This is a genomic window from Pseudomonas sp. NY15435, from assembly GCF_048068295.1.
GTDB lineage: Bacteria > Pseudomonadota > Gammaproteobacteria > Pseudomonadales > Pseudomonadaceae > Pseudomonas.
The window spans coordinates 38,179-62,966 of the sequence record NZ_JBLUQA010000007.1 but is presented as its reverse complement, the minus strand read 5'-3'; the positions used below and the strand labels follow the sequence as shown (position 1 = coordinate 62,966).

Sequence of the window (24,788 nt, the reverse complement as noted above, 5' to 3'; positions counted from 1 at the left end):
AATCTGCATGAAACCTTCGCGGGCAGCCTCTATAGTGCGCGGCCAAGGAGACACCCCGATGAATACCCTCTTACTGCACTGCCGCCCGGGCTTCGAGAATGAGGTCTGTGCCGAGCTGTCCGAGCACGCCGCGCGCCTGGACATTCCCGGTTACGCGCGGGCCAAGCCAGCCACTGCCTACGCCGAATTCATCAGCATGGACGCCGACGGCGCCGACCGGCTGATGCGCCATCTGCGTTTCTCCGAGCTGATCTTCCCGCGCCAGTGGGCACGCGGGGCCGGTTTTACCGCGCTGCCGGAGCAGGACCGCATCGGTGCGATCCTCGAGGCCCTGGCCGGCTTTCCGCAGTGCGGCAGCCTCTGGCTGGAGGTGTTCGATACCAACGATGGCAAGGAACTCTCGACCTTCTGCCGCAAGTTCGAGAAGCCCCTGCGCGCCGCCCTGGTGAAGGCCGGCAAGCTGGTGGAAGACCCGAGCCTGCCGCGCCTGCTGCTGACCTTCCGTTCCGGCCGCGAGGCTTTCATCGGCCTGGCCGAGGCGCGCAACTGCGCCATGTGGCCCATGGGCATCCCGCGCCTGAAGTTCCCCCGCGAGGCGCCGAGCCGCTCGACGCTGAAGCTGGAAGAGGCCTGGCACCACTTCATTCCCCGCGCTGACTGGGACCGCCGCCTGGCGCCGGATATGCTCGCCGTGGACCTGGGCGCATCCCCCGGTGGTTGGACCTGGCAACTGGTGAACCGCGAGATGCGCGTGGTCGCTGTGGACAACGGGCCGATGGCGGAGAACCTGATGTACTCCGGGCTGGTCGAGCACCAGCGCGTTGACGGCTACGCCTTCCGCCCGCGCCAACGCATGGACTGGATGGTTTGCGATATCGTCGAAAAGCCCGCTCGCACCGGCGCGATGATCGAAACCTGGATCGGCGAGGGGCTGTGCCGCGAGGCCATCGTCAACCTCAAGCTGCCGATGAAGCAGCGTTACACCGAGGTGCGGCGCATCCTCGACCGCCTGGAAGAGTCCTTCCGCGAGCGCGGGCTGAAGGTGCAGATCGGCTGCAAGCAGCTGTACCACGACCGCGAGGAAGTGACCTGCCACCTGCGCCGGATCGAGAAGGGCGAGCGCTGACGACTCGGAAAGGTCCCGCAGCGCCACCCGACCTTCGGTGACTTGCCGCGCCGCCCGGCATTGCCCATGCTGTGCGGCGCGAGATCTTCCGGAGACCTTCGTGAAGCGAAAGTTGCCCTCCCTGCTGGGCAGTTACAGCCGCATGTTGCTGCCACGCCGCGGCCTCGGCCGCGATGAGCGCGTGCCTTACCTGGCGATGGATAGCCGCACCCTGAAATTCGACCTTCGCCACTTGCGCGCCTACCGCGAGCACTTCGGGCTCGACCCGGCGCTGGGCGTTCCGCTGCTCTATCCGCAGGTGATCAGCCTGCCGCTGCACCTGCGCCTGCTCAGCCGCTCGCGCATGCCGCTGTCGGTCGTGGGGCTGATTCACCTGCGCAGCCATATCCAGCGCTATCGCATGCTCGACGAGAACGAGCCGCTGCAGTTCGACTGCCGCATTCTCACCAGCCGCCGCAATGAGCTGGGCCTGGAGGTGGATGTCGTCACCGAGGCCTGGCATCACGACATGCTCTACTGGCAGTCGATCACCACTTACCTGCGCCGGGGCGACTTCCTCGAGAGCGGGAGCGAGCCCGATCCTCTGCCCGAACGTGCCCAATGGCACACCCTGGAAGCGCCGGTGCATTCCGGCGTGCAGTGGCGCGTGCCGAAGATTGTCGGCTGGCGCTACGCCGGGCTGAGCGGCGACTTCAATCCGCTGCACCTGTCGCGCCTGATGGCCTCGCACTATGGCTTCGGCAAGCCATTTGCCCACGGCATGTGGGGGCTGGCGCGCAGCCTGACCGGCCGTCGCTTGGCCGAGAATGTGCGCCTGGATGCGCACTTCAAGGCGCCGCTGCCGCTGGGCAGCCAGGTGAAGCAGAGCTACCGGCGGCTGGGCAAGAAGGAGCAGTGGGCGCTGCTGCCTGCTGAGGGCGATGGTCAGCCGATGCTGCTGGCGCAACTCGATGAGGCGCCGGACGGGCCGTTGCGTTAGTCGTTTCGCTGGGAAGCATGGGGCGGTCCTGTTCGCGAGCAAGCTCGCTCCTACGAAAAGCGCTCTGATGCAAACCTGTAGGAGCGAGCTTGCTCGCGAACCGCACGGCAGAGCGGTTACGGGTGCACGGCAACGCGGGGCTGCAGCGGGAGCAGGCTGGGCAGTTGCACCTCGCCCTGCAGCTCTACCGGCGCTATCCGCCAGGAACTGTTGAACAGGTACTGGTCGCTGAAGCCGCTGAGCAGCAATCCAATCTCATCTCCCGGCGCGAGGCTGGCGCTGACGGCGTTCAGGCGTGTGCTGCCCTGGTTCGCCAAGGGTTTTACCTGTTCGTCCAGACGACGCGTGCGGCCATTGGCGCTGCGGATCGCCAGGGCGGCGAACACCTGCGCCTCGGGGCGCTCCGTCAGTGGTTCGGTGAGACGGACTACGGCGCTGCCGAGCAGAGCGCTGTGTTCGCTGACGCGCTGCAGAGGAATGAACCGTGACGGCTGCACAAGGCCACTCACTGCCGGCCGGATGGTCGTAGCCGGCAGTGCCACGCTGGGGCCGGGCGGTGGCAGGTCGTCCAGCGCCAGGCCCTGCTCGAGATCAAGGCTGATGCACAGGTCCGGCACGCTGTCGGCGGCGCCGGGGCGCTTGCGTAGCTTTTCCTCGTACCAGGCGACGATGCCGGTATAGAGATTGATCGCCCGAGAACCGCAATGGATCAGCGGCTCGTTGTTGAACGGCGGCAGCCCGCTCCAGGCTTGCATGGGCGGCGGCAGGATGTGCCCCCCCTGCATGCCCAGCAGGCGCACGTCGGCCGGAGCCTGCTTCAGGCACTGGCGAATCTGCAAGCCCTGGTCCAGCGGGAACAGGGTGTCGCGCAGACCCTGGATCAGCAGGGCGTCGGCGTGGGGCAGACGGCCCTCCGCGCAATAGCTGGCAAGGCTGTTGGCGTGCAGCTCGGCCTGCACCGGCGCAGCCATGCGCCCGCCGCTGGTGTGCAGGTAGTCGGCCTGGACGAACTTGCCCAGGTCATAGCCGGTGGCCAGCCCCAGGCTCACCAGCACGCCGCCCCAGCCGATCTTCAGCTGGCCGTCCGGTGCCAGGGCATCGGCCAGGTCGTACCAGGTGGCGATGGGAACGATGGCGTCGATGCGCGGGTCTTGGGCCGAGGCCAGCAGCTGCACGGCGCCGCCGTAGCTTTCGCCGAGCATGCCGACGCGCGGATCGTTCGCGCCATCCATCGTCACGCGCGGCAGGTGGGCGGCGGCCCAGTCGATCACGGCGCTGGCATCCTGCACTTCGAACTGCGGGTTCATCATCTCGATGCGCCCGTCGCTGCCACCCCAGCCGCGCTGGTCGTAGCTGACCACCCAGAAGCCGGCCTTCCAGGCGCGCAGTGCGGCGCGCCCGGACATCATGTTCTTGCCGTAGTAGCCGTCCGGCCCGGTTACCCGCCATCCGCCCCAGCCGTGGGTGTGGACGATCACCGGCGCGGTGACGCCGGCCTTCAGCGCGGGCTGGAATACGGTGGCGGAGAGCCGGGTGCCGTCGCGGGCGGTGATAACCGCTTCGAACCAGGTGGCGGGCAGGTCCTTGCCCTGGCTGGCGCTGAAGTCGGGAAGCTGGTCGCGGGCGGCACAGCCGGCGAGCAGGGCAAGGCACAGGCAGAGGAGGGCGCGCATCGTCAGTCCCTGGAGGAGGCGGATGCGCCAGCATGCCCGGCGCCCGTAGCGCCTACCCCCAACCAAGGTTGGGTGACCCGGACGGACGCGGGGTGACCGCACGGTGCCCTTTGCGCGACAATGCGCCATTGGTTTTTCTGGAGTGACGTGATGTCCCAGCCTGTCGATGCCATTCTCGACGCCACCGGCCTGAATTGCCCCGAGCCGGTCATGATGCTGCACAACAAGGTGCGCGACCTGCCCGCCGGCGGCCTGCTCAAGGTCATCGCCACCGACCCCTCCACCCGCCGCGACATCCCCAAGTTCTGCGTCTTCCTCGGCCACGAACTGGTGGAACAGCAGGAAGAGGCGGGGACCTACCTGTACTGGATTCGCAAGAAGGCGGAGTGATCTTTGCGTTGAGATCCCAATGTGCGTAGGAGCGGACTCTCAGCCTCGGAGTCACTGGCGATAGCGCTTTTTCGTAGGAGCGAGCTTGCTCGCGAACCGCCCAGCGCCGGAGCTGCCGGGGGCGTTGTTCGCGAGCAAGCTCGCTCCTACAGGGAAAGGCTTCAGCTTCCTACCGGGCGTGCTGCAAGCTTCTGGGCAATCATCCGCCCGACCAGCGCGACGAAGGTCAGGGCGATCAGCACCACTGAAATCGCCGCCACGGCCGGGTCGATGTTGTCGCGCAGGCCGGACCAGATCTGCCGCGGCAATGTATTCACCTCGGTGCTGGTGACGAATAGAGTCACCGCGATCTCTTCCCAGCTCAGCGCAAAGCACAGCAACGCCGTGCTCGCCACGCCCAGCTTGAGGTTCGGCAGCACCACCATGAAGGTGGTCTGGCCCAGGCTCGCGCCCAGGTTGCGCGCCGCCAGTTCGATGCGCCGGTCCAGTTGGCTGAGCGCTACCAGCATGGTCACCACACCATAGGGCACCACCATTACGATGTGCGCGATGGTCAGGCCGAACAGGGTGTCGTAGCCCAGGCCGGGCGCGAACTGGCTGACCTTGGTTTCCATGAAGTACAGGACCATCGCCGAGATCATCGGCGGGATCGCCATGGGCAGCAGCACCAGGCCGATCAGCAGGGTCGCCAGGCGCGAGCGCAGGTACCAGATGCCGAGGCTGAAGCTCACCGCCAGGGCGGTGGCGATGATGCAGGTGGCGGTGGCGACGATCAGACTCTGGCCGATCGCCGCGAGCCATTCGGGGCTGTCCAGCAGCGCCTGGTAATGCCGCAGCGACCAGTTGCCGTTGGGCATCGACAGGAAACGCTTGCTGGTGAAGGACACCGGAATCACCGCCAGCAGCGGGAAGACCATGAAGATCATCGCCATGGTCGCCAGCAGGCGGCTGGGGGCTTTGGTTTCGTGTGCGTTCATCAATGAGTACCTCGTTCCTCAGCCGACCAGCTTGTCGACGCGGGTCATGCGCAGCAGCGCCCAGATCATCCCGCTGACCAGTGCCAGCAAAACCACCGAAAGCGCAGCGCCGAGGCCCCAGTTGCTGGTCTGGAACATCTGTAGATAGACGTACTCGGCCACCATCACCGTTTGCCCGCCACCGAGGATCGCCGGGGTGATGAAGAAGCCCAGGCAGAACACGAAGACGATGATGAAGGCGCCGAGGATGCCGGGAATGGTCTGCGGCACGAAGATGCTCCAGAAGGTGCGCATCTGCCCGGCGCCCAGGCCGCGCGCGGCGAGCAGCACGCGCGGGTCGAGGCGGCGCATGGTGGAGACCAGCGGGAACAGCGCGAAGGGCACCATGAAATGGACCATGCCGATCACCACGCCCAGTTCGTTGCGGGTGAGCTGCAACGGCTCGTTGGTGATGCCCAGGTACTGCAGCCAGTCGTTGAGCAGCCCGTTGCTGCGCAAGGCGATCAGCCAGCCGAAGGCGCGCACCAGCACCGACAGCCAGAACGGGATGAACACGCAGATTTCCACTACGCGCTGCCAGAACGGCGGGCTGTAGACCCAGCAGTAGGCCATCAGGTAGGCGATCAGCAGGGAGATCACGCTGACCGTGGTGCACAGGCGGAAGGTCCGCCAGAGCACGTCGTGGATCGCCGGGTCCGTCATGATCCGCTGGTACTGCTCGATCCCCGGCTCCGGCAGGGTCACGCTCCAGCCGAGCACGCCGAGGAAGGGCAGTACGTAGAACACGAAGAGGACGATCGGCAGCGGCAGCAGCAGGGCGCCCAGCTTGAGCCGCGAGGGGGCGTTATCGGCCATGACCTGCGCTCCGCGTCACTTGGAAATGTGGGTCAGGTACTGCTCCAGGGTTGCCCCGTAGTGGTCGGTGTACCACTCGTGGCTGAGCATGATCTGCTTGGGCAGGTTCGCCGGGTCCGTGCAGTTGAGGTGCTTGCGGTCGTCAGGGATCAACGCGGCGGCGGCAGGGTTGGCCGGGCCGTTGCCGAACATCTTGAACAGCTCGACCTGGGATTGCGGGTCCTGGGCGTAGGCGATGAACTTCATGGCGGCCTCGGTGCCGGCCGGGTTGCCCTTGAGCACTCCCCAGTTGCTGCAGCCCAGCAGGGCGTTGTCGAAGGTCCATTTGATGCGGCCTTCGCTGTCGTCGGTGATGACCTGGGCGCGGGTGTTCCAGATGGCGCCCATGGAAACTTCGCCTTCGATCAGCAACTGCTGGGTTTCCGCCCCCGAGCCCCAGAAGGACAGCACATGGGGCTTGAGCTCTTCGATCTTCTTCAGCGCGCGCGGCACGTCCAGCGGGTAGAGCTTGTCCGGGGTCACGCCGTCGGCCAGCAGCGCGGCCTCCAGCATGCCGTTCATCCACTTGTAGAGGGTGCGCTTGCCGGGGAAGGTCTTCACGTCCCAGAAGTCCGCCCAGGTCTTGGGCACCTTGTCGCCGAAACGCTCGCTGTCGTAGGCGATCACGTAGCTGAGCATGTAGTCGGCGATGCCGTATTCGTAGGCGAAGCCGGGCAGCACCTTGTCCTTGGACACGACGTTGTAGTCGATGGGCTGGACCAGGCCTTCCTTGCCGAGGATCTGCAGGACCGAGCTTTCCGCGTCGACCACGTCCCAGCTTACCCGGCCGCTGGACAACTGAGTGCGGATGGCGCCTTCGGTGGGGCCGCTGCCGTCGATCTTGGTGGGAATGCCGGTGGCCTTGGAGAAGCCCTCGGTCCAGGCCTTGCCGAAGGCCTTGATCGCGTCGCCGCCCCAGTTCACCACCACCAGCGGCTTGTCGCCGGCGGCAAAGCTCACGCCGTTGCGCAGGGCCAGCGGCAGGGCGGCCATCAGGCCCATGCCCTTGAGGAAGGTACGGCGGTCGATCTGGCCGCGACGGGTCTTTTCGATGAGGACTTCGATGCAGTCCTGCTGGTGCGGATTGAACTCTTTCGGATTGAACATGGGGGGCAGCTCCCGATCAGTGGGGATGGCGAAAGGAGGACATGCGAACGCGATGACTCAGGCCAGCAGCAGGCTTTTCTCGATGGGCCAGCTCAGCCAGACCTTGGAACCGTGCTCCAGGCGCGAGGCCTGGTGGTCAGCGTGTACGGCGAGGCTCATGGGCAACTTGCCTTCACTGCCGGCGCCCAGGCACAGCTCAGTGCTGGCGCCCTGGTAGGTCTTGGCGGTGAGCACGGCCTGCACCACGTTGTGGCCGTTCACCTGCGGCGGCGCGCTGTGCAATTGCATGTGCTCCGGGCGCACCGCCAGCAGCGGTGCTTCGGCCTGCATGGCGGAGGAGTAGCTGGCGCGCAACTCGGCCTCGCCGAAACGTCCGCAGGCCAGTTCGCCGGCGCGGCCCAGCTGGCTGAGCGGGAAGAGGTTCATCTTGCCGAGGAATTCGGCGACGAAGCGGTTGTTCGGCCGGTTGTAGATGGTTTCCGGCGCGTCGACCTGGGCCAGTTGGCCCCGGTTGAAGATAGCGATGCGGGTAGACAGGGCGAGGGCTTCGTTCTGGTCGTGGGTGACGAAGACGAAGGTGGTGCCGACCTGGCGGTGGATGCGTTGCAGTTCCGCCTGCAGTTGCTCGCGCAGGTTCTTGTCGAGGGCGGAGAGAGGTTCGTCGAGTAGCAGCATGTCCGGTTCGAACACCAGGGCGCGGGCAATGGCCACGCGTTGCTGCTGGCCGCCGGAGAGTTCGCCAGGGCGCTTGCCCAGGTGCTCGCCCAGGCCGACCACTTCGAGCATGTGGCGCACGCGACGGTTGCGCTCGTCGGCCTTCACGCCGCGGATCTTCAGCGGAAAGGCAACGTTGTCCTCGATGCTCATGTGCGGGAACAGGGCATAGCCCTGGAACACCATGCCGAAGTTGCGCTTCTCGGCGGGGCGTCGGGTGATATCGGCGCCGCCTTCTTCGAGCTTGCCGCGGGACGGGTCCTGGAAGCCGGCGAGGATCATCAGGAAGGTAGTCTTGCCGGAGCCCGAAGGCCCGAGGAGGGTGAGGAACTCGCCCTGCTGGATGTCGATGGACACGTTGTCCAGCGCGTTGAAACTTCCGTAGCTCTTGCCGATGCCGATGGCACGGAGTTGGGGCTGTCGCTCCACTGCACTTACCTCGATTTCTTGTTCTTGTTCGAGCGGCCGCCGGGTGAGGATCGGGTAAAGATCGGCGGCCTTTTTTTAATGCAGTATTGTCAAATCTCTCTCCGCTTCAATCGCGTTTTTTTGCCCTCATTGTTCGAATTCACTCACCAATCAGCGCGTTGCGGCCGCCCTGGCGGAACTGCTCGGACATCCGCAGCTCGGCCTTCATCCAGGCCTTGAAGGCACGCACGTCCGGGCGTTCGGACTTGGCCGGGTCGGTGACGAAGTAATAGCGGTTGGGCGGCTCGATGGCGACGTTGAACAGCCGCACCAACTGCCCCTTGGCCATGGCGTCGCCGCTGACCAGCGCATCGCCCATGGCCACGCCTTGCCCGGCAATGGCCGCCGACTGCACCAGGTGCGCGTCGGAGAAGACGATGCCGTTGCGCACGTTGAGGTTCTTTACCCCGGCGGCGGCGGTCCACAGCAACCAGTCGGAGTGATCGACCATATGCAGGAAAGGCAGGCTGGCGAGGTCTTCCGGCGAGTCGAGGCCGCCCACCGAGTTGATCAGCGACGGGCTGCACACCGGGAAGGTGTCCAGGGTGGCGATCAGGTCCACGTGCAGGTCGGTCCAGTCGCCCACGCCGTATGCGATGAACAGGTCGACGTCGCGGTCGCTGACGTCGTCGGGCACCCGTGGCGAGACCAGGTTCAGTTCCACCTGCGGGTGGGCGCGCTGGAATTTGCCGATCTGGTGGCACAGCCAGTAGGTGGCGAAGCCTGGCGTACAGCTCACACAGAGGCGGCCGGAGACTTCCTCGGCATTGGCGAAGCGCCGCGCCTCGTTGAGGATCGCCAGCGCGCGCTGGGTCTCGCGGGCGAAGCATTCGCCGTGGTAGGTCAGGGCAATGCCGCGGCCGACCCGCTCGGTGAGCGGGATGCCCAGGCAATCTTCCAGGCTGTGCAGCTGGTGGCTGACGGCGCTGCGGGTCAGGCTCAGTTCGCTGGCCGCGCCGGACAGGCTGCCCAGGCGGGCGACGGCGTCCAGCACGCGCAGGGCGGTCATCGAGGGGAAACGCATGGCTGCTCACTCCTGGTGCGCGAAGTGGAGCCTTTATCCCTGAGCGCGGCGGTGGTGTCGAGTGGCTGCGGGTACGGGCGGAGGGGATGTTGCAACGCGTGGTTTCCCGGACCGCGCTCCGGGCAGCCGGCGTCCGAGGGGCTCAATGGCGGGCGACAGGGCCCGCCCCGTAGGAGCGGACCTTGTCCGCGAAGGCTCGCCACCGCTCCCATGCCGAAGGGTGAACACCTGTAGGAGCGAGCTTGCCCGCGAACGGGGCCGCAGCGGGGCGGGTGTTCGCGAGCAAGCTCGCTCCTACAGGATATGGCGCAAGATCGCGGCGTTCACCTGCAGATGAACTTTTCCGCCGCGCGGGATTTCGCGGACAAGGTCCGCTCCTACAGGTTGAGTCCGATGTGTTTCCTGTAGGAGCGGACCTTGTCCGCGATCGATTTCCGGCCACTCCGAAGTGACCGGTTGCCCATCGCAGACGGCGCCCGCTCCTGCACAGGTCGAGTGTGAAACTGGCTGTTAGCGCAGCTTCTCCATCATCTGGTAGTACCACATGCCTGCCGCCAGCATAGGGTTGCCGAACACATCGCCCATGGGCACGCGGATGTGCTTGCACTGGGCGAAGGTGTCGAACTTCTCCAGGTCGCCGGTCATCGCCGTGGCCATGATCTCGCCCATGATGTGGGTGGTCGCCACGCCGTGGCCGGAATAGCCCTGGCAGTACCAGACGTTCTCCGACAGCTTGCCCAGTTGCGGGATGCGATTCATCACGATGCCCATGGCGCAGCTCCACTGGAACTCGATGTCCACGCCCTTGAGCGCCGGGAAGGTACGCTCGATGCACGGGCGCAGTTCGCCGGCGATGTCGCGCGAGTCGCGGCCCGAGTAGTTGGCGCCGCCGCCGAACAGCAGGCGGCCGTCACCGGTCATGCGGTAGTAGTCGAGCACGAAGCGGCAGTCGTAGACCGCCAGGTCCTGCGGGTTGATGCGCTTGGCCAGCTCGCCCAGCGGCTTGGTGGTGACGATGCCGCCCATGGCCGGGAAGATCATGCCCTTGAGCTGCTTGCGTTCGAGCTTGTGGTAGACGTCGCCGGCCAGCATCACCTGGGATGCGTTGATCCGCCCGCCGGAGGTGACCACCGCCGGGCGCGGGCCGTGGATGATGTCCAGTACTTCGGAGTGTTCGAAGATCAGCGCGCCCAGGCTGGCGGCGGCCTTGGCCTCGCCGATGCACAGGTTGAGCGGGTGCAGGTGCATGTTGCGGGTGTTCTTGATGGCGCCGCAGTAGAGGTCGCTTTCCAGGTGCGCGCGCACGCCGGCAGCGTCCAGCAGGGTGATCTCATCGCCCATGCCACGGCGCTTGGCGTCATCGAAGGTGGCCTTCAGCTCGTCCATGTGCGACGGCTTCATCGCGGCGTGCAGGTGGCCGAACTTCAGGTCGCACTGGATGCCGTATTTCTCCACGCGGCTCTTGATGATCTCGTGGCCGCGCCAGCGCAGGTGCCAGATGAAATCGTCGACGTCGTCGCCCAGCCACTGGCGCATCTGCTTCTCCATGGCCGAGTCGCCCGAGAGAGAGCCGGTGACCTGTCCGCCGTTGCGCCCACTGGCGCCCCAGCCGACCTTGTTGGTCTCGACGATGGCGACCTTGTAGCCGCGCTCGGCCAACTCCACGGCAGTGGCGACGCCGGTGAAGCCGCCGCCGATGATGGCGATGTCGACGTTCACCTCGCCCTGCAGCGTGGGGTAGCTGGTCTCTTCGTTGAGGCTGGCGGAGTAGTAGGACTTCGCGCGCTCCGGGGCGGGAGTGGTGGGGTTCAGTGCGGCGTTCATTTCGGTGTTCCTGTTGTTGTTCGGTTTCCCTCTCCCCAGCCCTCTCCCTGAAGGGAGAGGGACCTGATCGGAGCGGGCTGAAAATTCGCTTTTAACCTGGGATTTCAGTGAGCGAAGAACTCGTCTCGGCACAATCGGCCCCCTCTCCCGCTTGCGGGAGAGGGTTGGGGAGAGGGGCTCTTCAGCTCATCGCACCATCTTCACGCCTGCGTCAGATACCAGCGCCAGTCCTGCTCGCCGACCTCGCCCATGAACTGGCGGTACTCGGCCTGCTTGACCTTCAGGTAGACGCCGAGGAACTCGTGGCCCAGCGCATCGCGCGCCCAGCTGGAGCGCTCCAGTGCGCGCAGCGAGGTGAGCCAGTCGGTGGGCAGCAGTTCCTTGGCCTGGGCGTAGCCGTTGCCTTCCACCGGCGCACCCGGATCGATCTCCTCGCGGATACCGCGATGGATGCCGGCGAGGATCGCGGCAGCGGCCAGGTAGGGGTTGGCGTCGGCGCCGCAGATGCGGTGCTCCACGTGACGGGTGTTGGCCGGGCCGCCCGGCACGCGCAGGCTCACGGTGCGGTTGTCGCAGCCCCAGGTCGGCGCCAGCGGCGCGTAGCTGTTGGCCTGGAAGCGGCGGTAGGAGTTGGCGTTGGGGCAGAACAGCAGCAGCGAGTCGAGCAGGCTTTTCAGCATGCCGCCCACGGACTGGCGCAGCAGCGGGGTGCCGGCCGGGTCTTCGCTGGCGAAGAGGTTGTTGCCCTCGGCGTCGGCCAGGGACACATGCATGTGCATGCCGGTGCCGGCCAGGTCGTCGAACGGCTTGGCCATGAAGCACGCCTGCATGCCGTGCTTGTGCGCCACGCCCTTCACCAGGCGCTTGTAGCGCACGGCCTGGTCCATGGCGAGCAGCGCGTCGCCGTGCTCCAGGGTGATTTCCACCTGGCCCGGCGCGTATTCGGAGATGGCCGTGCGCGCCGGGATGCCCTGGGCCTTGCAGGCGGCATAGAGGTCGGCGAGGAACGGCTCGATCTGTTCCAGCTCGCGCAGGCCGTAGACCTGAGTGGCGCGTGGGCGGCCACCGTCGGCATCCAGCGCCGGCTGCGGGCGGCCATTGGCATCGCGCTTGGCGTCCAGCAGATAGAACTCCAGCTCGCAGGCCATCACCGGGTGGTAGCCGGCGGCCTTCAGACCGTCGATCACGTGGATCAGCACATGGCGCGGGTCGGCGATGTCCGCGGGCTTGCCTTGCTCGGGGTGCATGCTGACCTGCACCGCCGCCGTGGGAATCTGCCGCCAGGGCAGGCGCACCAGGCTGCCAGCCAGCGGATAGGCGCGGCAGTCGATATCGCCGACATCCCAGACCAGCCCGGAATCCTCCACGTCTTCGCCGTGCACGGTGAGGCCGAGGATGGTGCTGGGCAGCGGCCGGCCGGACTGGTACACGGCGAGCAGCTCCTCGCGGTGCAGCAGCTTGCCGCGCGGCACGCCGTTGGCGTCGAGGATGAACAGCTCGACCATCTCGATATCGGGGTTCTGGGCCAGGAAATACTGGGCTTCTTGCACGGAGGCGAAATTCATGGGGCTCTCGTTAGCATCCACGCGGATGCTCTGACGACCTGCAGGCCAGGGCCGCGCCAACGGGCGCAGGATCAAAGGCAGGCAAGCGATGCAACGGGCTACGTCTTGTTCGATGAAGGCGATGGCTGTGATGAGCCCAGCTCTTCGATGAATGTAGCTCCGTCGGGCGAATTCGGGCGGGTGCCCGATCAGCGAGAGGTGGAGTCCGGCGGGCGCGCGTGGCGGCAATGCCAGAGCGCCCAGAAGGCCAGTTCCAGAGGCAGGGTCAGCGGTTGCAGTTCGAGCCAGCGGGCATGTTTGCGCGGCAGGCGGACAGCGCTGCCGGCCTTGCGGGCGGCGACGGGTTCCAGCGGTGCGGGCGAAACGAGCAGGTGCATGTCGAAGGATTTGGCTGACGATTTCCGCAGACTCGCACGGCGTATGGGTTTGTTAAATGTGATTTTCACGACGTTTGGTTTTGTAAAATCGAAACTGAATGCGCTTGCCTGTGCACCGGGAGGGCCGATCCAGAGCCGCTCCTGTCACCACAGCGCATCCCGTCGAACCAGCCGGATGCTTCGTCGGCACTGCCCTAGACTGGGGCAGTCAGTGTTAGTCAATGGCCCGAGCATGTGCCGTATCGTCTTCGCCCCTTCGATCCAGCGCCACGTTCCTATCGAGGAGCGCGAGTTGCCTGCCGCGACCCTCGCCGGCGCGCTGGAAGCGGTATTTGTCGAAGCGCCGAAACTGCGCGGCTACCTGCTCGACGATCAGGGCGGGCTTCGTCGCCACCTGACCATCTTCATCGATGGCCTGCGCTTGCGTGATCGCGCCCGCCTCAGCGATGTGCTGGCGGCGGATAGCGAGGTCTACGTGGTCCAGGCATTGAGCGGCGGTTGAGAACAAGGCGGCATGTCAGGAGAGCAAGATGGATGATCGATTGCTGGTGGCGACCCGCAAGGGGCTGTTCACCTTCCAGCGTGGCGCGGACGGTTGGCGGGAAACTCGCCGTGACTTTCTCGGCGAGCCGCTGAGCACGGTGCTCGCCGACCTGCGCGATGAAACCCTCTACGCCGCCCTCAACCTCGGCCACTTCGGCTGCAAGCTCTGGCGTCAGCGTGCGGGGGAGGACTGGCAGGAGGTCGCCGTGCCGACCTACCCGCCGCAACCCGACCCGCTGCCTGAGCCCAACGACGGTGATGCGTCCGCGCCCTGGGTCCTGCAGCAGATCTGGTGCCTGGAAACCGGTGGCGCCGCCGAGCCCGGTGTACTCTGGGCCGGCACCATTCCCGGCGGCCTGTTCCGCAGCGGCGATGGAGGTGACAGTTGGGAGCTGAACCGCCCGCTCTGGGACCTGCCCGAGCGCGCGCGCTGGATGGGCGGTGGCTACGACTGGCCGGGCATCCACTCGGTCAGTGTCGACCCGCGCGACAGCCAGCACCTGACGGTCGCGGTGTCTTGTGGCGGCGTCTGGCAGAGCGACGATGGCGGAGCCAACTGGCGTGTCACCACCCGCGGCATGTACGCCGACTACATGCCCGCGGAATTGCGTGAAGACGGTGCCATCCAGGACCCGCATCGGCTGGTCCACTGCCCCGCGCAGCCGCAGCGTCTGTGGGTGCAGCACCACAACGGCATCTTCACCTCCACCGACGGTGGCGCGCGGTGGAGCGACGTGCAGGTCAAGCCGTCGAGCTTCGGTTTCGCCGTCGCTGCCCACCCGACCCAGCCGGACACCGCCTGGTTCGTTCCCGCCGTGAAGGACGTCTGCCGGATTCCGGTGGACGCCCGCTTCGTTGTCACCCGTACCCGTGATGGCGGCGCCAGTTTCGAGGTGCTCGACAGCGGCTTGCCGCAGGGCGCGGCCTTCGACCTGGTGTATCGCCACGGCCTGGCGGTGGATGACGACGGCGTGTGCCTGGCGATGGGCTCCACCACCGGCGGGCTGTGGCTTTCGGAAAACGGCGGCGATCACTGGCAGTGCCTGTCGATGAACCTGCCACCGATCTACTGCGTGCGCTTCGGCTGAGCCTTGCTCCTGGCCTGTTCGCGCACTTCGCGAGGCTTCATGCGGCGGTCGAAATAATTGATCGCGGTGCCGAACACGACAATGGCGATCAGGATGCTCAGGCCGATATGCGTGGCTTCCATGGAGTTCTCCTTTGGGGGTTGATCACAACGCCTGGCCGCGCCGCTTGAGCTCCAGGCGGCGGATGAATTCCTCCAGCACCTGGCGGTAGAGGTCGTCCTTGAGGCAGGCGTCTTCGATGCCGGCATCGAGGTTGGGGTTGTCGTTCACCTCGATCACCACTACCTCGCCATCGACCTGCTTGAGGTCCACGCCATAAAGACCGTCGCCGATCAGGCTGGCGGTCTTCAGCGCCAGTTCCACCACGGCGGGCGGCGCGCTTTCCACCGGCAGCGTGCGGCACTCGCCGATCACCTCGCCGCCGGCCTTGTGTTCGACGATCTGCCAATGCCCGCGGGACATGAAGTACTGGCAGGCGAACACCGGCTGGCGGTTGAGAATGCCGATGCGCCAATCGAATTCGGTGTAGAGGTATTCCTGGGCGAGCAGCAGCACCGAGTGCTCGAACAGCTCGGCGCTGACGCTGCGCAGATGCTGGGCGTCCTCGACTCTGTAGACGCCACGGGAGAAGCAGCCGTCGGGAATTTTCAGCACCAGCGGGAAGCCCAGCCGCGCGCCGATGCGCTCGAGCTCCTGTGGCGCGTCCTTGTAGAGGATTTCCGTATCCGGCATGCCCAGGCCGTGGCTGCGCAGCAGATCGGTCAGGTAGACCTTGTTGGTGCAGCGCAGGATCGAGGCCGGGTCGTCCATTACGATCAACCCCTCTCGCTCGGCTTTCTTGGCAAAGCGGTAGGTGTGGTCGTCGACGCGGGTGGTCTCGCGGATCAGCAATGCGTCGTACTCGGCGAGACGCGAGTAGTCCTTCTTCTCGATCAGCTCGACATCGATGCCCAGTTGCCGGCCGACGCGGACAAAACTTTCCAGCGCACCGGCGTTGGAGGGCGGCAGGCTCTCGGCCGGGTTGTGCAGGATGGCCAGGTCGTAGCGCGCCAGCCGCCGCGAGTTGGGCTGACGCCAGATGCGCCGGCTGAAGCGGTCGAGGGCATCGGCGAACTGGTCTTCCTGGTTCTCCCGCAGCTTGTGCAGGGCGCCGGGGCGCACGCCGGCGATGTGCCAGGCGTCGGTACGGCGGAAGTCCACCAGCAGGATGGGGCAGGGAAAGGCCTCGAACAGTTGGCGGGCGATGGGTTGCAGCGGTTCGAGGTCGGTGCGGCCGAAATACAGGCGTAGGGTGAAGCCGTCGGTGCTGGCGCAGGGATGCTGGGCGAGGGCTTTCTCGAGGGATTTTTCCAGGCCGTCCAGGGCCAGCCCATAGAGGGATTTCTTCGCCAGTTCGCTGATCGTGCGCACGGACGGAATGACCTTGTGCCCACGTGCTTCGGCGAGCAGAGAACAGTAATAACCATGGCCGAGATATTTATAGTGACGACATAGATTGATTACCTGGAAACGTTTTCCCGCTTCTAAATGACGGGAGTTTTCCAGATACTCCCGCGCCGTCAGCATATCCTCGCTGGGGATGTACGAGGCCCAGTCTTCCTTGCGCTCGACGATGATGAGGACCTGGCTGGACCGCGCTGAGGGAGGCTCTGCGGCGGCATCTAAGATTGTCTGGAGAGAACTTGCGTTCAACTTTTCATGGAAGTTAGTGTGTAGCGAAGACATTGTTCACGGACCTGTCTGAAAGTTGCCGTGTGTCTATTAAGCAGTAACTTCTGGAAATGTCCCGGTTCATTACGAAAGTTTTACGGAGAGCCCATGTCACTGTTATATCGCCTTGCCGCGCGGGACGATTTGCCGGCCCTTCTCGCGTTGGAGGAGGGCACTTTCGACGAGGATCGCCTGAGTGCGCGCAGCTTCCGTCATCTGATCGCAGCGCCGAGCGCTGAACTCATCGTGGCGAAGGAGGGCGGCGAGCTGCTTGGCTACGCCTTGCTGCTGTTCCGCCGGGGTGCCACGGTGGCGCGGTTGTATTCGCTGGCGATCTCGGCGCAGGCCCGCGGCAGGGGGCTGGGCGGTCGTCTGCTGGAGCAGGCGGAGCGCAGTGCCAAGGGCCGCGGCTGCAAGGCGCTGCGGCTTGAGGTGCGTGTCGATAACAGCGTCGCCATCGGCCTTTACGAGCGGCGTGACTATCGACGGTTCGGTCGGATCGCCGGTTTCTACGAAGACGGCGCCGACGCCTGGCGGTACGAGAAGCCGCTGATCTGAGGAACGGACGAGGGGCTGGTCAGGGTGCGGAAAACAATCTATAAAAATATAGATTGTTTATTTGTAGATCGTTGCCATGACCGCCACCACGCTCGACCCCGCCGACGCGCTGCGTCTGCACCAGTCCGCCGAATCCGCCTGCCAGTTGCTCAAGGCGCTGGCCAATACCGACCGCCTGATGCTGCTCTGCCAGCTGGCCGAGGGTGAGCTGAACGTCGGTGAGCTGGAAGCCCGTACGGGCATCGCCCAGCCGACCCTGTCCCAGCAACTGGCGGTACTGCGCCGCGAAGAGCTGGTGGAGACCCGCCGCGAGGGCAAGCAGGTCTACTACCGCATTGCCAGCCAGCAGGCGCTGGCGGTGATCGAAACGCTGTACCGGCTGTTCTGCGCGGAGCAACCGACATGATCGACTGGACTCATTTCACGCCCTGGAGCGCCTTGGCCGGTGGTGCGCTGATCGGTCTGTCGGCCGGGCTCTATGCCGTGCTCGACGGCCGTGTCGCGGGCATCAGCGGCCTGCTCGGCGGGCTGTTCAAGAGCGCCGGCTGGAAGGGTGAAGGGCTGTTCTTCCTGCTTGGAATACTGGCTGCGCCGCTGTTGTGGGCAGCGCTGCGTCCACTGCCGGAGATCCGCTTCGAGGCCGGCTGGATGACGCTGGCGGTGGCGGGACTGCTGGTCGGTGTCGGCAGCCGCTTCGGTTCCGGCTGCACCAGTGGGCATGGCGTATGCGGGCTGGCGCGGCTGTCTGGCCGCTCGCTGGTGGCGACACTGTGCTTCATGGGTACCGGCTTCGCCACCGTGTTCGCTCTGCGTCACTGGCTGGGGATTGGAGCATGAGCAGGATCGTCGCGTTGCTGGCCGGCCTGCTGTTCGGCGTCGGCCTTTTGCTGGCGGGCATGGTCAACCCGGCCAAGGTGCTGGGCTTCCTCGATCTCGCCGGGCGCTGGGACCCTTCGCTGGCACTGGTGATGCTGGCTGCCATCGCTGTTGGGCTACCGTTCTTCACCTGGGCGCGACGGCATGACCGTTCGCTGCTGGGTGGCCTGATGGAGTTACCGCAGCGCCGTGACCTGGATAGCCGGCTGATCGGCGGCAGTCTGCTGTTCGGCGTTGGCTGGGGCGTTGCCGGTATCTGCCCGGGCCCGGCACTGGTGAGCTTCGCCGCAGGCTACTGGCAGGGTGCGTTGTTCTGCTTCGCCATGCTGGTGGGGATGGCGCTCCACGCCGCCTACGAATGGCAACGCGAGACCCAGAGGAGGCCCGCATGAGCGCCACCATCCAGCACTTCTTCGACCCGGCCACCTCCACCTACAGCTACGTGGTGGCGGACCACAGCACCGGGTGCTGCGCCATCATCGATCCGGTGCTGGATTACGGCGCCGCCTCCGGCCGCGTGAGCAATGTCAGCGCCCGGCGCATCCTCGACCATGTACGCGAGCAGGCGCTGACGGTGCAGTGGCTGCTGGAGACCCATCTGCACGCCGATCACCTGTCTGCGGCCGCCTGGCTCAAGGCCGAGCTCGGCGGGCGGCTGGCCATTGGCGCAAGTATCGCCCGGGTACAGCGCACCTTCGCCGGGCTGCTCAACCTCGGCGAGGACTTTCCCTGCGACGGCAGTCAGTTCGACCACCTGTTCGCGGACGGCGAGTGCTTCAGCATTGGCGAATTGCAGGCCCAGGCGCTGCACACGCCGGGCCATACACCGGCCTGCATGACCTATCTCATCGCTGACGCAGCCTTCGTCGGCGACACCCTGTTCATGCCCGACTACGGCACCGCCCGCTGCGATTTCCCCGGCGGCGATGCGCGCCAGCTGTATCGCTCGATCCAGCGGCTGTTTGCGCTGCCGGGCGAGACGCGCCTGTTCATGTGTCACGATTACCTGGCTCCGGGGCGCGACGAGCACCAGCACGAGACCACGGTGGCGCGCGAGCGCGAGGCTAACGTCCACGTGCATGAGGGGATAACCGAGGAGGTCTTCGTCGCCATGCGCAACGAGCGCGATGCGACGCTCAATGCCCCGGCACTGATCTGGCCGTCGATCCAGGTGAACATGCGAGGCGGGGCGTTGCCCGAGGCGGAAGCCAACGGTGTGCGCTATCTGCGGATTCCGCTGGATCGGATGTAACGGCTTCGCGAGCAAGCTCGCTCCTACAGGAAGCGCATACGACCAGCTCTTCGTAGGAGCGAGCTTGCTCGCGATCAGCGCCGGGAAGGGCGCTATAGCAACAAACTGCGAATATCCCCCAGCACCTCCCCGAGCCGCCGGGTGAACCGCGCCGCCGCCGCGCCGTTGATCACGCGATGGTCATAGGACAGCGACAGCGGCAGCATCAGCCGGGGGAGGAAGGCCTTGCCGTCCCACACCGGTTGAATGGTCGCCTTGCTGACGCCGAGGATCGCCACCTCTGGCGCGTTGACGATCGGCGTGAAGCCGGTGCCGCCGATGTGCCCGAGACTGGAGATGGTGAAGCAGGCGCCCTGCATGGCGTCGGCGGAGAGCTTCTTGGTCCGCGCCTTCTCTGCCAGCTCGGCAGCCTCCAGCGCAAGCTGCAGCAAACCCTTCTTGTCGACGTCGCGGATCACCGGCACCAGCAGCCCATCCGGCGTGTCCACGGCGAAGCCGATGTGCACGTACTTCTTGCGGATCAGCGCCTTGCCGCTGGGGGCCAGCGAGCTGTTGAAGTCCGGCAGCTCGCGCAGCAGGTGGGCACAGGCCTTGAGCAGGATCGGCAGGATGGTCAGCTTGGTCCCGGCCTTTTCCGCCGTCGCCTTCTGCGCAATACGGAAGGCTTCCGCTTCGGTGATGTCAGCGGATTCGAACTGGGTCACGTGGGGCACGTTCAGCCAGCTGCGGTGCAGGTTGCTGGCGCCGACCTGCATCAGGCGGGTCATCGCCACTTCTTCCGTTTCGCCAAACTTGCTGAAGTCGATTTCCGGAATCGCTGGAATGCCTGCGCCGCCAGTTGCGCCCGTTGGAGCGCCGGATCTGCTGCGCTGCAGTTGCTCCTTCACGAACAGCTGCACGTCCTCCTTGAGGATGCGGCCTTTGGGCCCGGTGCCGGTGACTTGCGCCAGGTCGACACCGAATTCGCGGGCGACCATGCGCACGGCGGGGCCCGCGTGCACCTTGGTGCCGTCTCGGCTCGGCGCACCCACCGGGGCGGCTTCCGCCACCTTCGGCTGCTCGGCTTTCGTGGCGGAGGCCGAAGCGGGTTCCTCGGCTTGCCTGGCCGGCTCCGGAACAGGGGCAGGAGCCGCTGCCGCCGGCGCTGCGCCACCCTCGGTTTCCAGTTCGAGAATGTCGTCGCCTTCCTTGAGGGTGTCGCCGATCTTCACCTTGATGGCTTTCACCACGCCGGCCTTCGGCGCGGGGATTTCCATGCTGGCCTTGTCCGATTCCAGGGTCAGCAGGCTCTGGTCGGCCTCGATGCGGTCGCCGACCTTGACCATCAGTTCGATGATCTCGCCCTGGCCGTTGCCGATATCCGGCACCTTGATAGTTTCCACACCGCCACCAGAAGGCGCAGGTTCAGGCGACGGCGCGGCATCGGGCTGGGGTTCCTCGGCGGCAGGTTTGGCCGGCTCCGCGGGTTTGGCTTCGGCGCTGCCTTCGGCCTCCAGTTCGAGGATCTCATCGCCTTCCTTGAGGGTATCGCCGACCTTCACCTTGATGGCCTTCACCACGCCGGCCCTGGGCGCGGGGATTTCCATGCTGGCCTTGTCCGATTCCAGGGTCAGCAGGCTCTGGTCGGCCTCGATGCGATCACCGACCTTGACCAGCAGTTCGATCACTTCGCCCTGGCCGTTGCCGATGTCGGGTACGCGAATGGTCTCGCTCACGGTGCCTCTCCTCAGCAGTCCAGCGGGTTGGGTTTTTCCGGGTCGAGGCCGAACTTCGCGATGGCCTCGGCCACCACCTTCGGCTCGATGTCGCCGCGATCGGCCAGGGCTTCCAGCGCGGCGAGCACCACCCAGTGGCGGTCCACCTCGAAGAAGTGGCGCAGCTTGGCGCGGGTGTCGCTGCGGCCGAAACCGTCGGTGCCCAGGACCTTGTACTCCTTGGTGGGCACCCATTGGCGAATCTGCTCGGCATAGACCTTCATGTAGTCGGTCGAAGCGATCACCGGCCCCTTGCGTCCGGCGAGGCATTGCTCCACATAGCTCTGCCTGGGCTTCTGGCCCGGATGCAGGCGGTTCCAGCGTTCTACCGCCAGCCCGTCGCGGCGCAGTTCATTGAAGCTGGGCACCGACCAGACGTCCGCGCCGATACCGAAGTCTTCACGGAGGATTCTCGCTGCCGCTTCCACCTCTCGCAGAATGGTCCCCGACCCCAGCAGCTGCACATGGTGCGAAGCGGCGCGGCGGTCCTCGAAGAGCAGGTACATGCCCTTGATGATGCCTTCCTCGGCGCCCTTGGGCAGCGGTGGGTGAGGGTAGTTCTCGTTCATCACGGTGATGTAGTAGAAGACGTCCTGCTGCTCTTCCATCATCTGCCGCACGCCTTCCTGGATGATCACCGCCAGCTCGTAGGAGTAGGTCGGGTCGTAGGTGCGGCAGTTGGGGATGACCGAGGCCAGCACGTGGCTGTGGCCGTCCTCGTGCTGCAGGCCTTCGCCGTTTAGCGTGGTGCGCCCGGCGGTGCCGCCGAGCAGGAAGCCGCGCGTCAGGCTGTCGCCGGCCGCCCAGGCCAGGTCGCCGATGCGCTGGAAGCCGAACATCGAGTAGAAGATGTAGAACGGCAGCATCGGCTGGCGATAGTTGCTATAGGCCGTGCCGGCGGCGATGAAGGACGACATGGCGCCGGCCTCGGTGATGCCTTCCTCGAGGATCTGGCCCTTCTTGTCCTCGCGGTAGAACATCAGCTGTTCCTTGTCGACCGGCTCATAGAGCTGGCCCACCGAGGAGTAGATGCCGAGCTGGCGGAACATGCCTTCCATGCCGAAGGTGCGGGCCTCGTCCGGGATGATCGGCACGATGCGCTGGCCCAGTTCCTTGTCCTTCACCAGCTGCGAGATGATCCGCACGAAGGCCATGGTGGTGGAGATTTCGCGGTCACCGGAGCCGTCGAGCAGCGCCTTGAGTGTCTCCAGCGGCGGCGCCGGGATGTGCTGGCTGTTGCCGTGTCGGTGGGGCATGAAACCGCCCAGGGAGGCGCGGCGCTCCTTCAGGTAGCGCGCCTCGGCGCTGCCTTCGTCGGGGCGGTAGAAGGGCAGCTTGGCGAGGTCGTCGTCCTTGATCGGAATGTCGAAGCGGTCGCGGAAGGCGCGCAGGCTTTCGACGTCGATCTCATGGATGTTGTGGGCAATGTTCTTCGCCTCGCCGGTGCCAGTGCCGTAGCCCTTGATGGTCTTGGCCAGTACGACGCTGGGCTGGCCCTTGTGGTTCACTGCGGCGTGGTAGGCGGCGTAGACCTTGTAGGGGTCATGCCCGCCACGGTTGAGCTTCCAGATTTCCTCGTCGGAGAGGTCCTTGACCATCTCCAGCAGCTCCGGCCGCGCGCCGAAGAAGTGTTCGCGGACGAAGGCACCGTCCTTGGCCTTGTAGTTCTGGTAGTCGCCGTCCACCGCTTCGTCCATCCGCGCCTGCAGCAGGCCAGCGTGATCCTTGGCGAACAGCGGGTCCCAGAAACGGCCCCAGATCACCTTGATCACGTTCCAGTTGGCGCCACGGAACACACCTTCGAGTTCCTGGATGATCTTGCCATTGCCGCGCACCGGGCCATCCAGGCGCTGCAGGTTGCAGTTGACCACGAAGATCAGGTTGTCGAGCTTCTCCCGTCCGGCCAGGGAAATCGCGCCGAGGGATTCCGGTTCGTCCGTCTCGCCGTCACCCAGGAAGCACCAGACCTTCTGTTTGCCGGCGGGGATGAAGCCGCGGCTTTCCAGGTACTTCATGAAGCGCGCCTGGTAGATCGCCTGGATCGGCCCCAGGCCCATGGACACGGTGGGGAACTGCCAGAACTTCGGCATCAGCCGGGGATGCGGATAGGACGATAGCCCCTTGCCGTCCACTTCCTGGCGGAAGTTCTCCAGTTGCTCGTCGCTGAGCAGGCCCTCGATGTAGGCGCGGGCGTAGAAACCCGGCGAGGCATGGCCCTGGAAGTAGATCAGGTCGCCGGCGTGTTCCTCGGTGGGGCCGTTGAAGAAGTAGTTGAAGCCGATGTCATAGAGGGTCGCCGAGGAGGCGAAGGTGGAGATGTGCCCGCCCAGCGACGGGTCCTTGTGGTTGGCGCGCATGACCATCGCCAGTGCGTTCCAGCGCACCAGCGAGCGGATGCGTCGCTCCATGAACAAGTCGCCCGGCATGCGGGCTTCATGGCCCACCGGAATGGTATTGCGATAGGGAGTCGTGGTGGCGTAGGGCAGTTGCGTGCCGGTTCGACTGGCCAGCTCGCCAAGGCGAGTCATCAGGTAATGGGCGCGTTCTTCGCCTTCTTTCTCCAGTACGGATTCCAGCGCGTCCAGCCATTCCTGGGTTTCGACGGGGTCGATGTCGTGCATGGTCAGGGGTCCTGGTTACGGGGTCGGCTCTACGCAATGCCGGCTCCGGGCCAGGTGTTCCATGGGTTTGGCGCAGTGGGCGACAACCCTCGTGAGGCTGTCGCGCTGCCGCCGGCACGCGCGTGTGGCTATAGAGCTTAGTCAGCTCTCGCGCCTACGCCTGCCCGATTGGTCGAGTCAGGACGTCGCAGTCGGCTCTATCAGGAGCTGGCGCGCACCGAATCGCGCCGCAAGTCGTCGCCTCGGCTCCACTGCGCCGTCACCAGGCGGTCGCGCCCGGCCTGCTTGGCCTGGTAGAGCAATCGATCCACCGCGGCGACGAAGTCCAGCGGGCGGTCGCTGGAAGAGGGAACGGCGGTGCCGACGCCCAGGCTGATGGTCAGCAACGACGAAACATTGGACTTCTCGTGGCTGATCTGTTGCTCGTGCAGCACGGTGCGGCAGCGCTCGGCGACCTGCCGGGCGGCCTCGCTGTCGGTTTCCGGCAGCACCAGCACGAACTCCTCACCGCCGAAGCGCGCAATGAAGTCACGCGGGCGGTGCAGTGCGCCGGCCAGGGCCTTGCCCACGGTGCGCAGGCAGTCGTCGCCCTGGATGTGCCCGTAGTGGTCGTTGAACTGCTTGAAGTAGTCGATATCCAGCAGCACCAGGGAGATCGGCTGGCCGCTGCGCTGGGCGCTGCCCCATTCGGTGTCCAGCACCGAGTCGAACATGCGCCGGTTGGCCACGCCGGTCAGGCCGTCCTTGTACGAATATTCCTCCAGCTGGCGCTGGAGCATGATCAACTGCTCTTCGGCGCGTTTGCGCTCGCTGATGTCGAACATGAAGCCCACCAGCGAATCCACCTCACCGTTGTCGTCGCGCACCACGTGCACCACATCGCGAATCCACACATAGTCGCCGGTGGAGGTGAGGGCTCGGTAGTCCGCTTCGTGATCGGTGCCCTCGCGGGACTGCGACACGCAGAAGTCCACAACGCGCTCGCGATCCTCGGGGTGCATGCGTTCAGCCCAGTCGTTGGCGCTGACCCAGCTGGCCTGGCTCCAGCCCAGCAGCTCTTCGATCTGCGGGCCGATATAGGCGAACGTCATGGATTTCCAGTCGATCTTCCACGGAATGGCGCGGGTGGACTCGAGGAGGGTCTGGTAGACGGGATTTTCCGGGGAGGCGTCGTACGGCATGGCGGCGGCTCTCTGATGGCACTGTGCCGTCTTTCTATCACGAAAGCGATGACGTTGATCCGACCGAATGCGTCAGCCGCATGGTCG

24 protein-coding genes are annotated in these 24,788 nt (G+C 65.6%); 10 read left to right on the top strand and 14 right to left on the bottom strand.

The features are described from left to right. The first annotated feature begins 58 nt into the window (after nt 1–58). Together rlmM and ACNFH5_RS17930 are read left to right on the top strand one after the other, a co-directional pair. Nucleotides 59–1,126 carry a 23S rRNA (cytidine(2498)-2'-O)-methyltransferase RlmM gene (gene rlmM / locus ACNFH5_RS17935; protein ID WP_416748210.1) on the top strand — a complete coding sequence of 356 codons (1,068 nt, stop codon included), beginning with the start codon at nt 59–61 and terminating at the stop codon, nt 1,124–1,126. A gap of 100 nt (nt 1,127–1,226) precedes the next feature. Next, entirely contained in the window at nt 1,227–2,105 is an 879-nt protein-coding gene (locus tag ACNFH5_RS17930) for a MaoC family dehydratase (RefSeq protein WP_416748208.1), read from the top strand. A gap of 116 nt (nt 2,106–2,221) precedes the next feature. Here ACNFH5_RS17930 and ACNFH5_RS17925 read toward each other — a convergent pair whose 3' ends face one another. Beyond that, nucleotides 2,222–3,778: an alpha/beta hydrolase gene (locus ACNFH5_RS17925; RefSeq protein ID WP_416748206.1), complete on the bottom strand. Its 1,557-nt coding sequence runs from the start codon at nt 3,776–3,778 to the stop codon at nt 2,222–2,224. A 150-nt stretch (nt 3,779–3,928) separates the two neighbouring features. On the opposite strand from ACNFH5_RS17925, the gene tusA reads away from it, so the two are divergent. Further along, a complete protein-coding gene (gene tusA / locus ACNFH5_RS17920; protein WP_015477744.1) occupies nt 3,929–4,168 on the top strand; it encodes a sulfurtransferase TusA in 240 nt (79 codons plus the stop codon). Nucleotides 4,169–4,329: 161 nt separating this feature from the next. Here tusA and ACNFH5_RS17915 read toward each other — a convergent pair whose 3' ends face one another. The 8 genes from ACNFH5_RS17915 to ACNFH5_RS17880 form a co-directional block, all read right to left on the bottom strand. Beyond that, nucleotides 4,330–5,145: an ABC transporter permease gene (locus tag ACNFH5_RS17915; protein ID WP_416748204.1), complete on the bottom strand. Its 816-nt coding sequence runs from the start codon at nt 5,143–5,145 to the stop codon at nt 4,330–4,332. An 18-nt stretch (nt 5,146–5,163) separates the two neighbouring features. Further along, on the bottom strand, nt 5,164–6,000 hold the full coding sequence (locus ACNFH5_RS17910; protein WP_416748202.1) for an ABC transporter permease: 837 nt from the start codon (nt 5,998–6,000) through the stop codon (nt 5,164–5,166). A gap of 15 nt (nt 6,001–6,015) precedes the next feature. After that, nucleotides 6,016–7,146, bottom strand: coding sequence for an ABC transporter substrate-binding protein (locus ACNFH5_RS17905; protein WP_416748199.1), 1,131 nt, complete (start codon nt 7,144–7,146; stop codon nt 6,016–6,018). A gap of 57 nt (nt 7,147–7,203) precedes the next feature. Next, nucleotides 7,204–8,289 (bottom strand): ABC transporter ATP-binding protein, encoded by a 1,086-nt coding sequence (locus tag ACNFH5_RS17900; RefSeq protein ID WP_416748197.1) that lies wholly within the window; start codon nt 8,287–8,289, stop codon nt 7,204–7,206. Nucleotides 8,290–8,428: 139 nt separating this feature from the next. Beyond that, nucleotides 8,429–9,352 carry a LysR substrate-binding domain-containing protein gene (locus tag ACNFH5_RS17895; RefSeq protein WP_416748195.1) on the bottom strand — a complete coding sequence of 308 codons (924 nt, stop codon included), beginning with the start codon at nt 9,350–9,352 and terminating at the stop codon, nt 8,429–8,431. A gap of 510 nt (nt 9,353–9,862) precedes the next feature. After that, complete coding sequence (locus ACNFH5_RS17890; protein ID WP_416748193.1) at nt 9,863–11,176, bottom strand: NAD(P)/FAD-dependent oxidoreductase; 1,314 nt, start codon at nt 11,174–11,176, stop codon at nt 9,863–9,865. Between the two features lie 200 nt (nt 11,177–11,376). Continuing rightward, nucleotides 11,377–12,741 (bottom strand): glutamine synthetase family protein, encoded by a 1,365-nt coding sequence (locus ACNFH5_RS17885; RefSeq protein ID WP_138214724.1) that lies wholly within the window; start codon nt 12,739–12,741, stop codon nt 11,377–11,379. Between the two features lie 188 nt (nt 12,742–12,929). Beyond that, a complete protein-coding gene (locus ACNFH5_RS17880; RefSeq protein ID WP_138521641.1) occupies nt 12,930–13,118 on the bottom strand; it encodes a hypothetical protein in 189 nt (62 codons plus the stop codon). Nucleotides 13,119–13,350: 232 nt separating this feature from the next. Here ACNFH5_RS17880 and ACNFH5_RS17875 point away from each other — a divergent pair, with 232 nt between their 5' ends. Both ACNFH5_RS17875 and ACNFH5_RS17870 read left to right on the top strand, forming a co-directional pair. Continuing rightward, entirely contained in the window at nt 13,351–13,620 is a 270-nt protein-coding gene (locus ACNFH5_RS17875; RefSeq protein ID WP_416748191.1) for a MoaD/ThiS family protein, read from the top strand. Nucleotides 13,621–13,648: 28 nt separating this feature from the next. Then, nucleotides 13,649–14,749, top strand: a complete 1,101-nt coding sequence (locus ACNFH5_RS17870) for a WD40/YVTN/BNR-like repeat-containing protein (RefSeq protein WP_416748189.1) — start codon at nt 13,649–13,651, stop codon at nt 14,747–14,749. On the opposite strand, the gene ACNFH5_RS17865 is transcribed toward ACNFH5_RS17870, so the two are convergent. Next, nucleotides 14,728–14,871 (bottom strand): hypothetical protein, encoded by a 144-nt coding sequence (locus ACNFH5_RS17865; protein ID WP_416748187.1) that lies wholly within the window; start codon nt 14,869–14,871, stop codon nt 14,728–14,730. The two genes, ACNFH5_RS17870 and ACNFH5_RS17865, sit on opposite strands and share 22 nt — an antisense overlap. Before the next feature lie 22 nt (nt 14,872–14,893). Beyond that, nucleotides 14,894–16,474 carry a RimK family protein gene (locus ACNFH5_RS17860; RefSeq protein ID WP_416748185.1) on the bottom strand — a complete coding sequence of 527 codons (1,581 nt, stop codon included), beginning with the start codon at nt 16,472–16,474 and terminating at the stop codon, nt 14,894–14,896. Between the two features lie 93 nt (nt 16,475–16,567). Between ACNFH5_RS17860 and ACNFH5_RS17855 the strand changes: the two genes are divergently transcribed. The 5 genes from ACNFH5_RS17855 (at nt 16,568) to ACNFH5_RS17835 (ending at nt 19,145) form a co-directional block, all read left to right on the top strand. Continuing rightward, on the top strand, nt 16,568–17,017 hold the full coding sequence (locus ACNFH5_RS17855; RefSeq protein WP_416748183.1) for a GNAT family N-acetyltransferase: 450 nt from the start codon (nt 16,568–16,570) through the stop codon (nt 17,015–17,017). A 76-nt stretch (nt 17,018–17,093) separates the two neighbouring features. Beyond that, a complete protein-coding gene (locus tag ACNFH5_RS17850) occupies nt 17,094–17,423 on the top strand; it encodes an ArsR/SmtB family transcription factor (RefSeq protein ID WP_416748181.1) in 330 nt (109 codons plus the stop codon). After that, nucleotides 17,420–17,854 carry a YeeE/YedE family protein gene (locus tag ACNFH5_RS17845; RefSeq protein WP_416748179.1) on the top strand — a complete coding sequence of 145 codons (435 nt, stop codon included), beginning with the start codon at nt 17,420–17,422 and terminating at the stop codon, nt 17,852–17,854. The genes ACNFH5_RS17850 and ACNFH5_RS17845 overlap by 4 nt, the downstream gene beginning before the upstream one ends. Beyond that, a complete protein-coding gene (locus ACNFH5_RS17840; RefSeq protein ID WP_416748177.1) occupies nt 17,851–18,285 on the top strand; it encodes a DUF6691 family protein in 435 nt (144 codons plus the stop codon). The genes ACNFH5_RS17845 and ACNFH5_RS17840 overlap by 4 nt, the downstream gene beginning before the upstream one ends. Then, nucleotides 18,282–19,145: an MBL fold metallo-hydrolase gene (locus ACNFH5_RS17835; RefSeq protein ID WP_416748175.1), complete on the top strand. Its 864-nt coding sequence runs from the start codon at nt 18,282–18,284 to the stop codon at nt 19,143–19,145. The genes ACNFH5_RS17840 and ACNFH5_RS17835 overlap by 4 nt, the downstream gene beginning before the upstream one ends. A gap of 92 nt (nt 19,146–19,237) precedes the next feature. On the opposite strand, the gene aceF is transcribed toward ACNFH5_RS17835, so the two are convergent. The 3 genes from aceF to ACNFH5_RS17820 all read right to left on the bottom strand — a co-directional run bounded on the left by aceF (nt 19,238) and on the right by ACNFH5_RS17820 (nt 24,701). Next, nucleotides 19,238–20,860, bottom strand: coding sequence for a dihydrolipoyllysine-residue acetyltransferase (gene aceF / locus ACNFH5_RS17830; protein ID WP_416748173.1), 1,623 nt, complete (start codon nt 20,858–20,860; stop codon nt 19,238–19,240). An 11-nt stretch (nt 20,861–20,871) separates the two neighbouring features. Next, nucleotides 20,872–23,520, bottom strand: a complete 2,649-nt coding sequence (gene aceE / locus ACNFH5_RS17825; RefSeq protein WP_416748171.1) for a pyruvate dehydrogenase (acetyl-transferring), homodimeric type — start codon at nt 23,518–23,520, stop codon at nt 20,872–20,874. Between the two features lie 200 nt (nt 23,521–23,720). After that, the gene (locus tag ACNFH5_RS17820; protein WP_416748169.1) at nt 23,721–24,701 is read right to left on the bottom strand and encodes a diguanylate cyclase domain-containing protein; all 981 of its coding nucleotides are present in this window, start codon (nt 24,699–24,701) and stop codon (nt 23,721–23,723) included. Between the last annotated feature and the right edge of the window lie 87 nt (nt 24,702–24,788).

Bases quoted from the DNA above. Each gene is read 5' to 3' on its own strand.
- ACNFH5_RS17895 (WP_416748195.1), bottom strand. From the start codon at position 9,352: ATGCGTTTCCCCTCGATGACCGCCCTGCGCGTGCTGGACGCCGTCGCC.
- ACNFH5_RS17835 (WP_416748175.1), top strand. From the start codon at position 18,282: ATGAGCGCCACCATCCAGCACTTCTTCGACCCGGCCACCTCCACCTAC.
- ACNFH5_RS17850 (WP_416748181.1), top strand. From the start codon at position 17,094: ATGACCGCCACCACGCTCGACCCCGCCGACGCGCTGCGTCTGCACCAG.
- ACNFH5_RS17865 (WP_416748187.1), bottom strand. From the start codon at position 14,871: ATGGAAGCCACGCATATCGGCCTGAGCATCCTGATCGCCATTGTCGTG.
- ACNFH5_RS17860 (WP_416748185.1), bottom strand. From the start codon at position 16,474: ATGTCTTCGCTACACACTAACTTCCATGAAAAGTTGAACGCAAGTTCT.
- tusA (WP_015477744.1), top strand. From the start codon at position 3,929: ATGTCCCAGCCTGTCGATGCCATTCTCGACGCCACCGGCCTGAATTGC.
- ACNFH5_RS17875 (WP_416748191.1), top strand. From the start codon at position 13,351: ATGTGCCGTATCGTCTTCGCCCCTTCGATCCAGCGCCACGTTCCTATC.
- ACNFH5_RS17840 (WP_416748177.1), top strand. From the start codon at position 17,851: ATGAGCAGGATCGTCGCGTTGCTGGCCGGCCTGCTGTTCGGCGTCGGC.
- ACNFH5_RS17890 (WP_416748193.1), bottom strand. From the start codon at position 11,176: ATGAACGCCGCACTGAACCCCACCACTCCCGCCCCGGAGCGCGCGAAG.
- ACNFH5_RS17905 (WP_416748199.1), bottom strand. From the start codon at position 7,146: ATGTTCAATCCGAAAGAGTTCAATCCGCACCAGCAGGACTGCATCGAA.
- aceE (WP_416748171.1), bottom strand. From the start codon at position 23,520: ATGCACGACATCGACCCCGTCGAAACCCAGGAATGGCTGGACGCGCTG.
- ACNFH5_RS17820 (WP_416748169.1), bottom strand. From the start codon at position 24,701: ATGCCGTACGACGCCTCCCCGGAAAATCCCGTCTACCAGACCCTCCTC.
- ACNFH5_RS17880 (WP_138521641.1), bottom strand. From the start codon at position 13,118: ATGCACCTGCTCGTTTCGCCCGCACCGCTGGAACCCGTCGCCGCCCGC.
- ACNFH5_RS17925 (WP_416748206.1), bottom strand. From the start codon at position 3,778: ATGCGCGCCCTCCTCTGCCTGTGCCTTGCCCTGCTCGCCGGCTGTGCC.
- ACNFH5_RS17845 (WP_416748179.1), top strand. From the start codon at position 17,420: ATGATCGACTGGACTCATTTCACGCCCTGGAGCGCCTTGGCCGGTGGT.
- ACNFH5_RS17885 (WP_138214724.1), bottom strand. From the start codon at position 12,741: ATGAATTTCGCCTCCGTGCAAGAAGCCCAGTATTTCCTGGCCCAGAAC.
- ACNFH5_RS17855 (WP_416748183.1), top strand. From the start codon at position 16,568: ATGTCACTGTTATATCGCCTTGCCGCGCGGGACGATTTGCCGGCCCTT.
- ACNFH5_RS17915 (WP_416748204.1), bottom strand. From the start codon at position 5,145: ATGAACGCACACGAAACCAAAGCCCCCAGCCGCCTGCTGGCGACCATG.
- ACNFH5_RS17870 (WP_416748189.1), top strand. From the start codon at position 13,649: ATGGATGATCGATTGCTGGTGGCGACCCGCAAGGGGCTGTTCACCTTC.
- ACNFH5_RS17910 (WP_416748202.1), bottom strand. From the start codon at position 6,000: ATGGCCGATAACGCCCCCTCGCGGCTCAAGCTGGGCGCCCTGCTGCTG.
- rlmM (WP_416748210.1), top strand. From the start codon at position 59: ATGAATACCCTCTTACTGCACTGCCGCCCGGGCTTCGAGAATGAGGTC.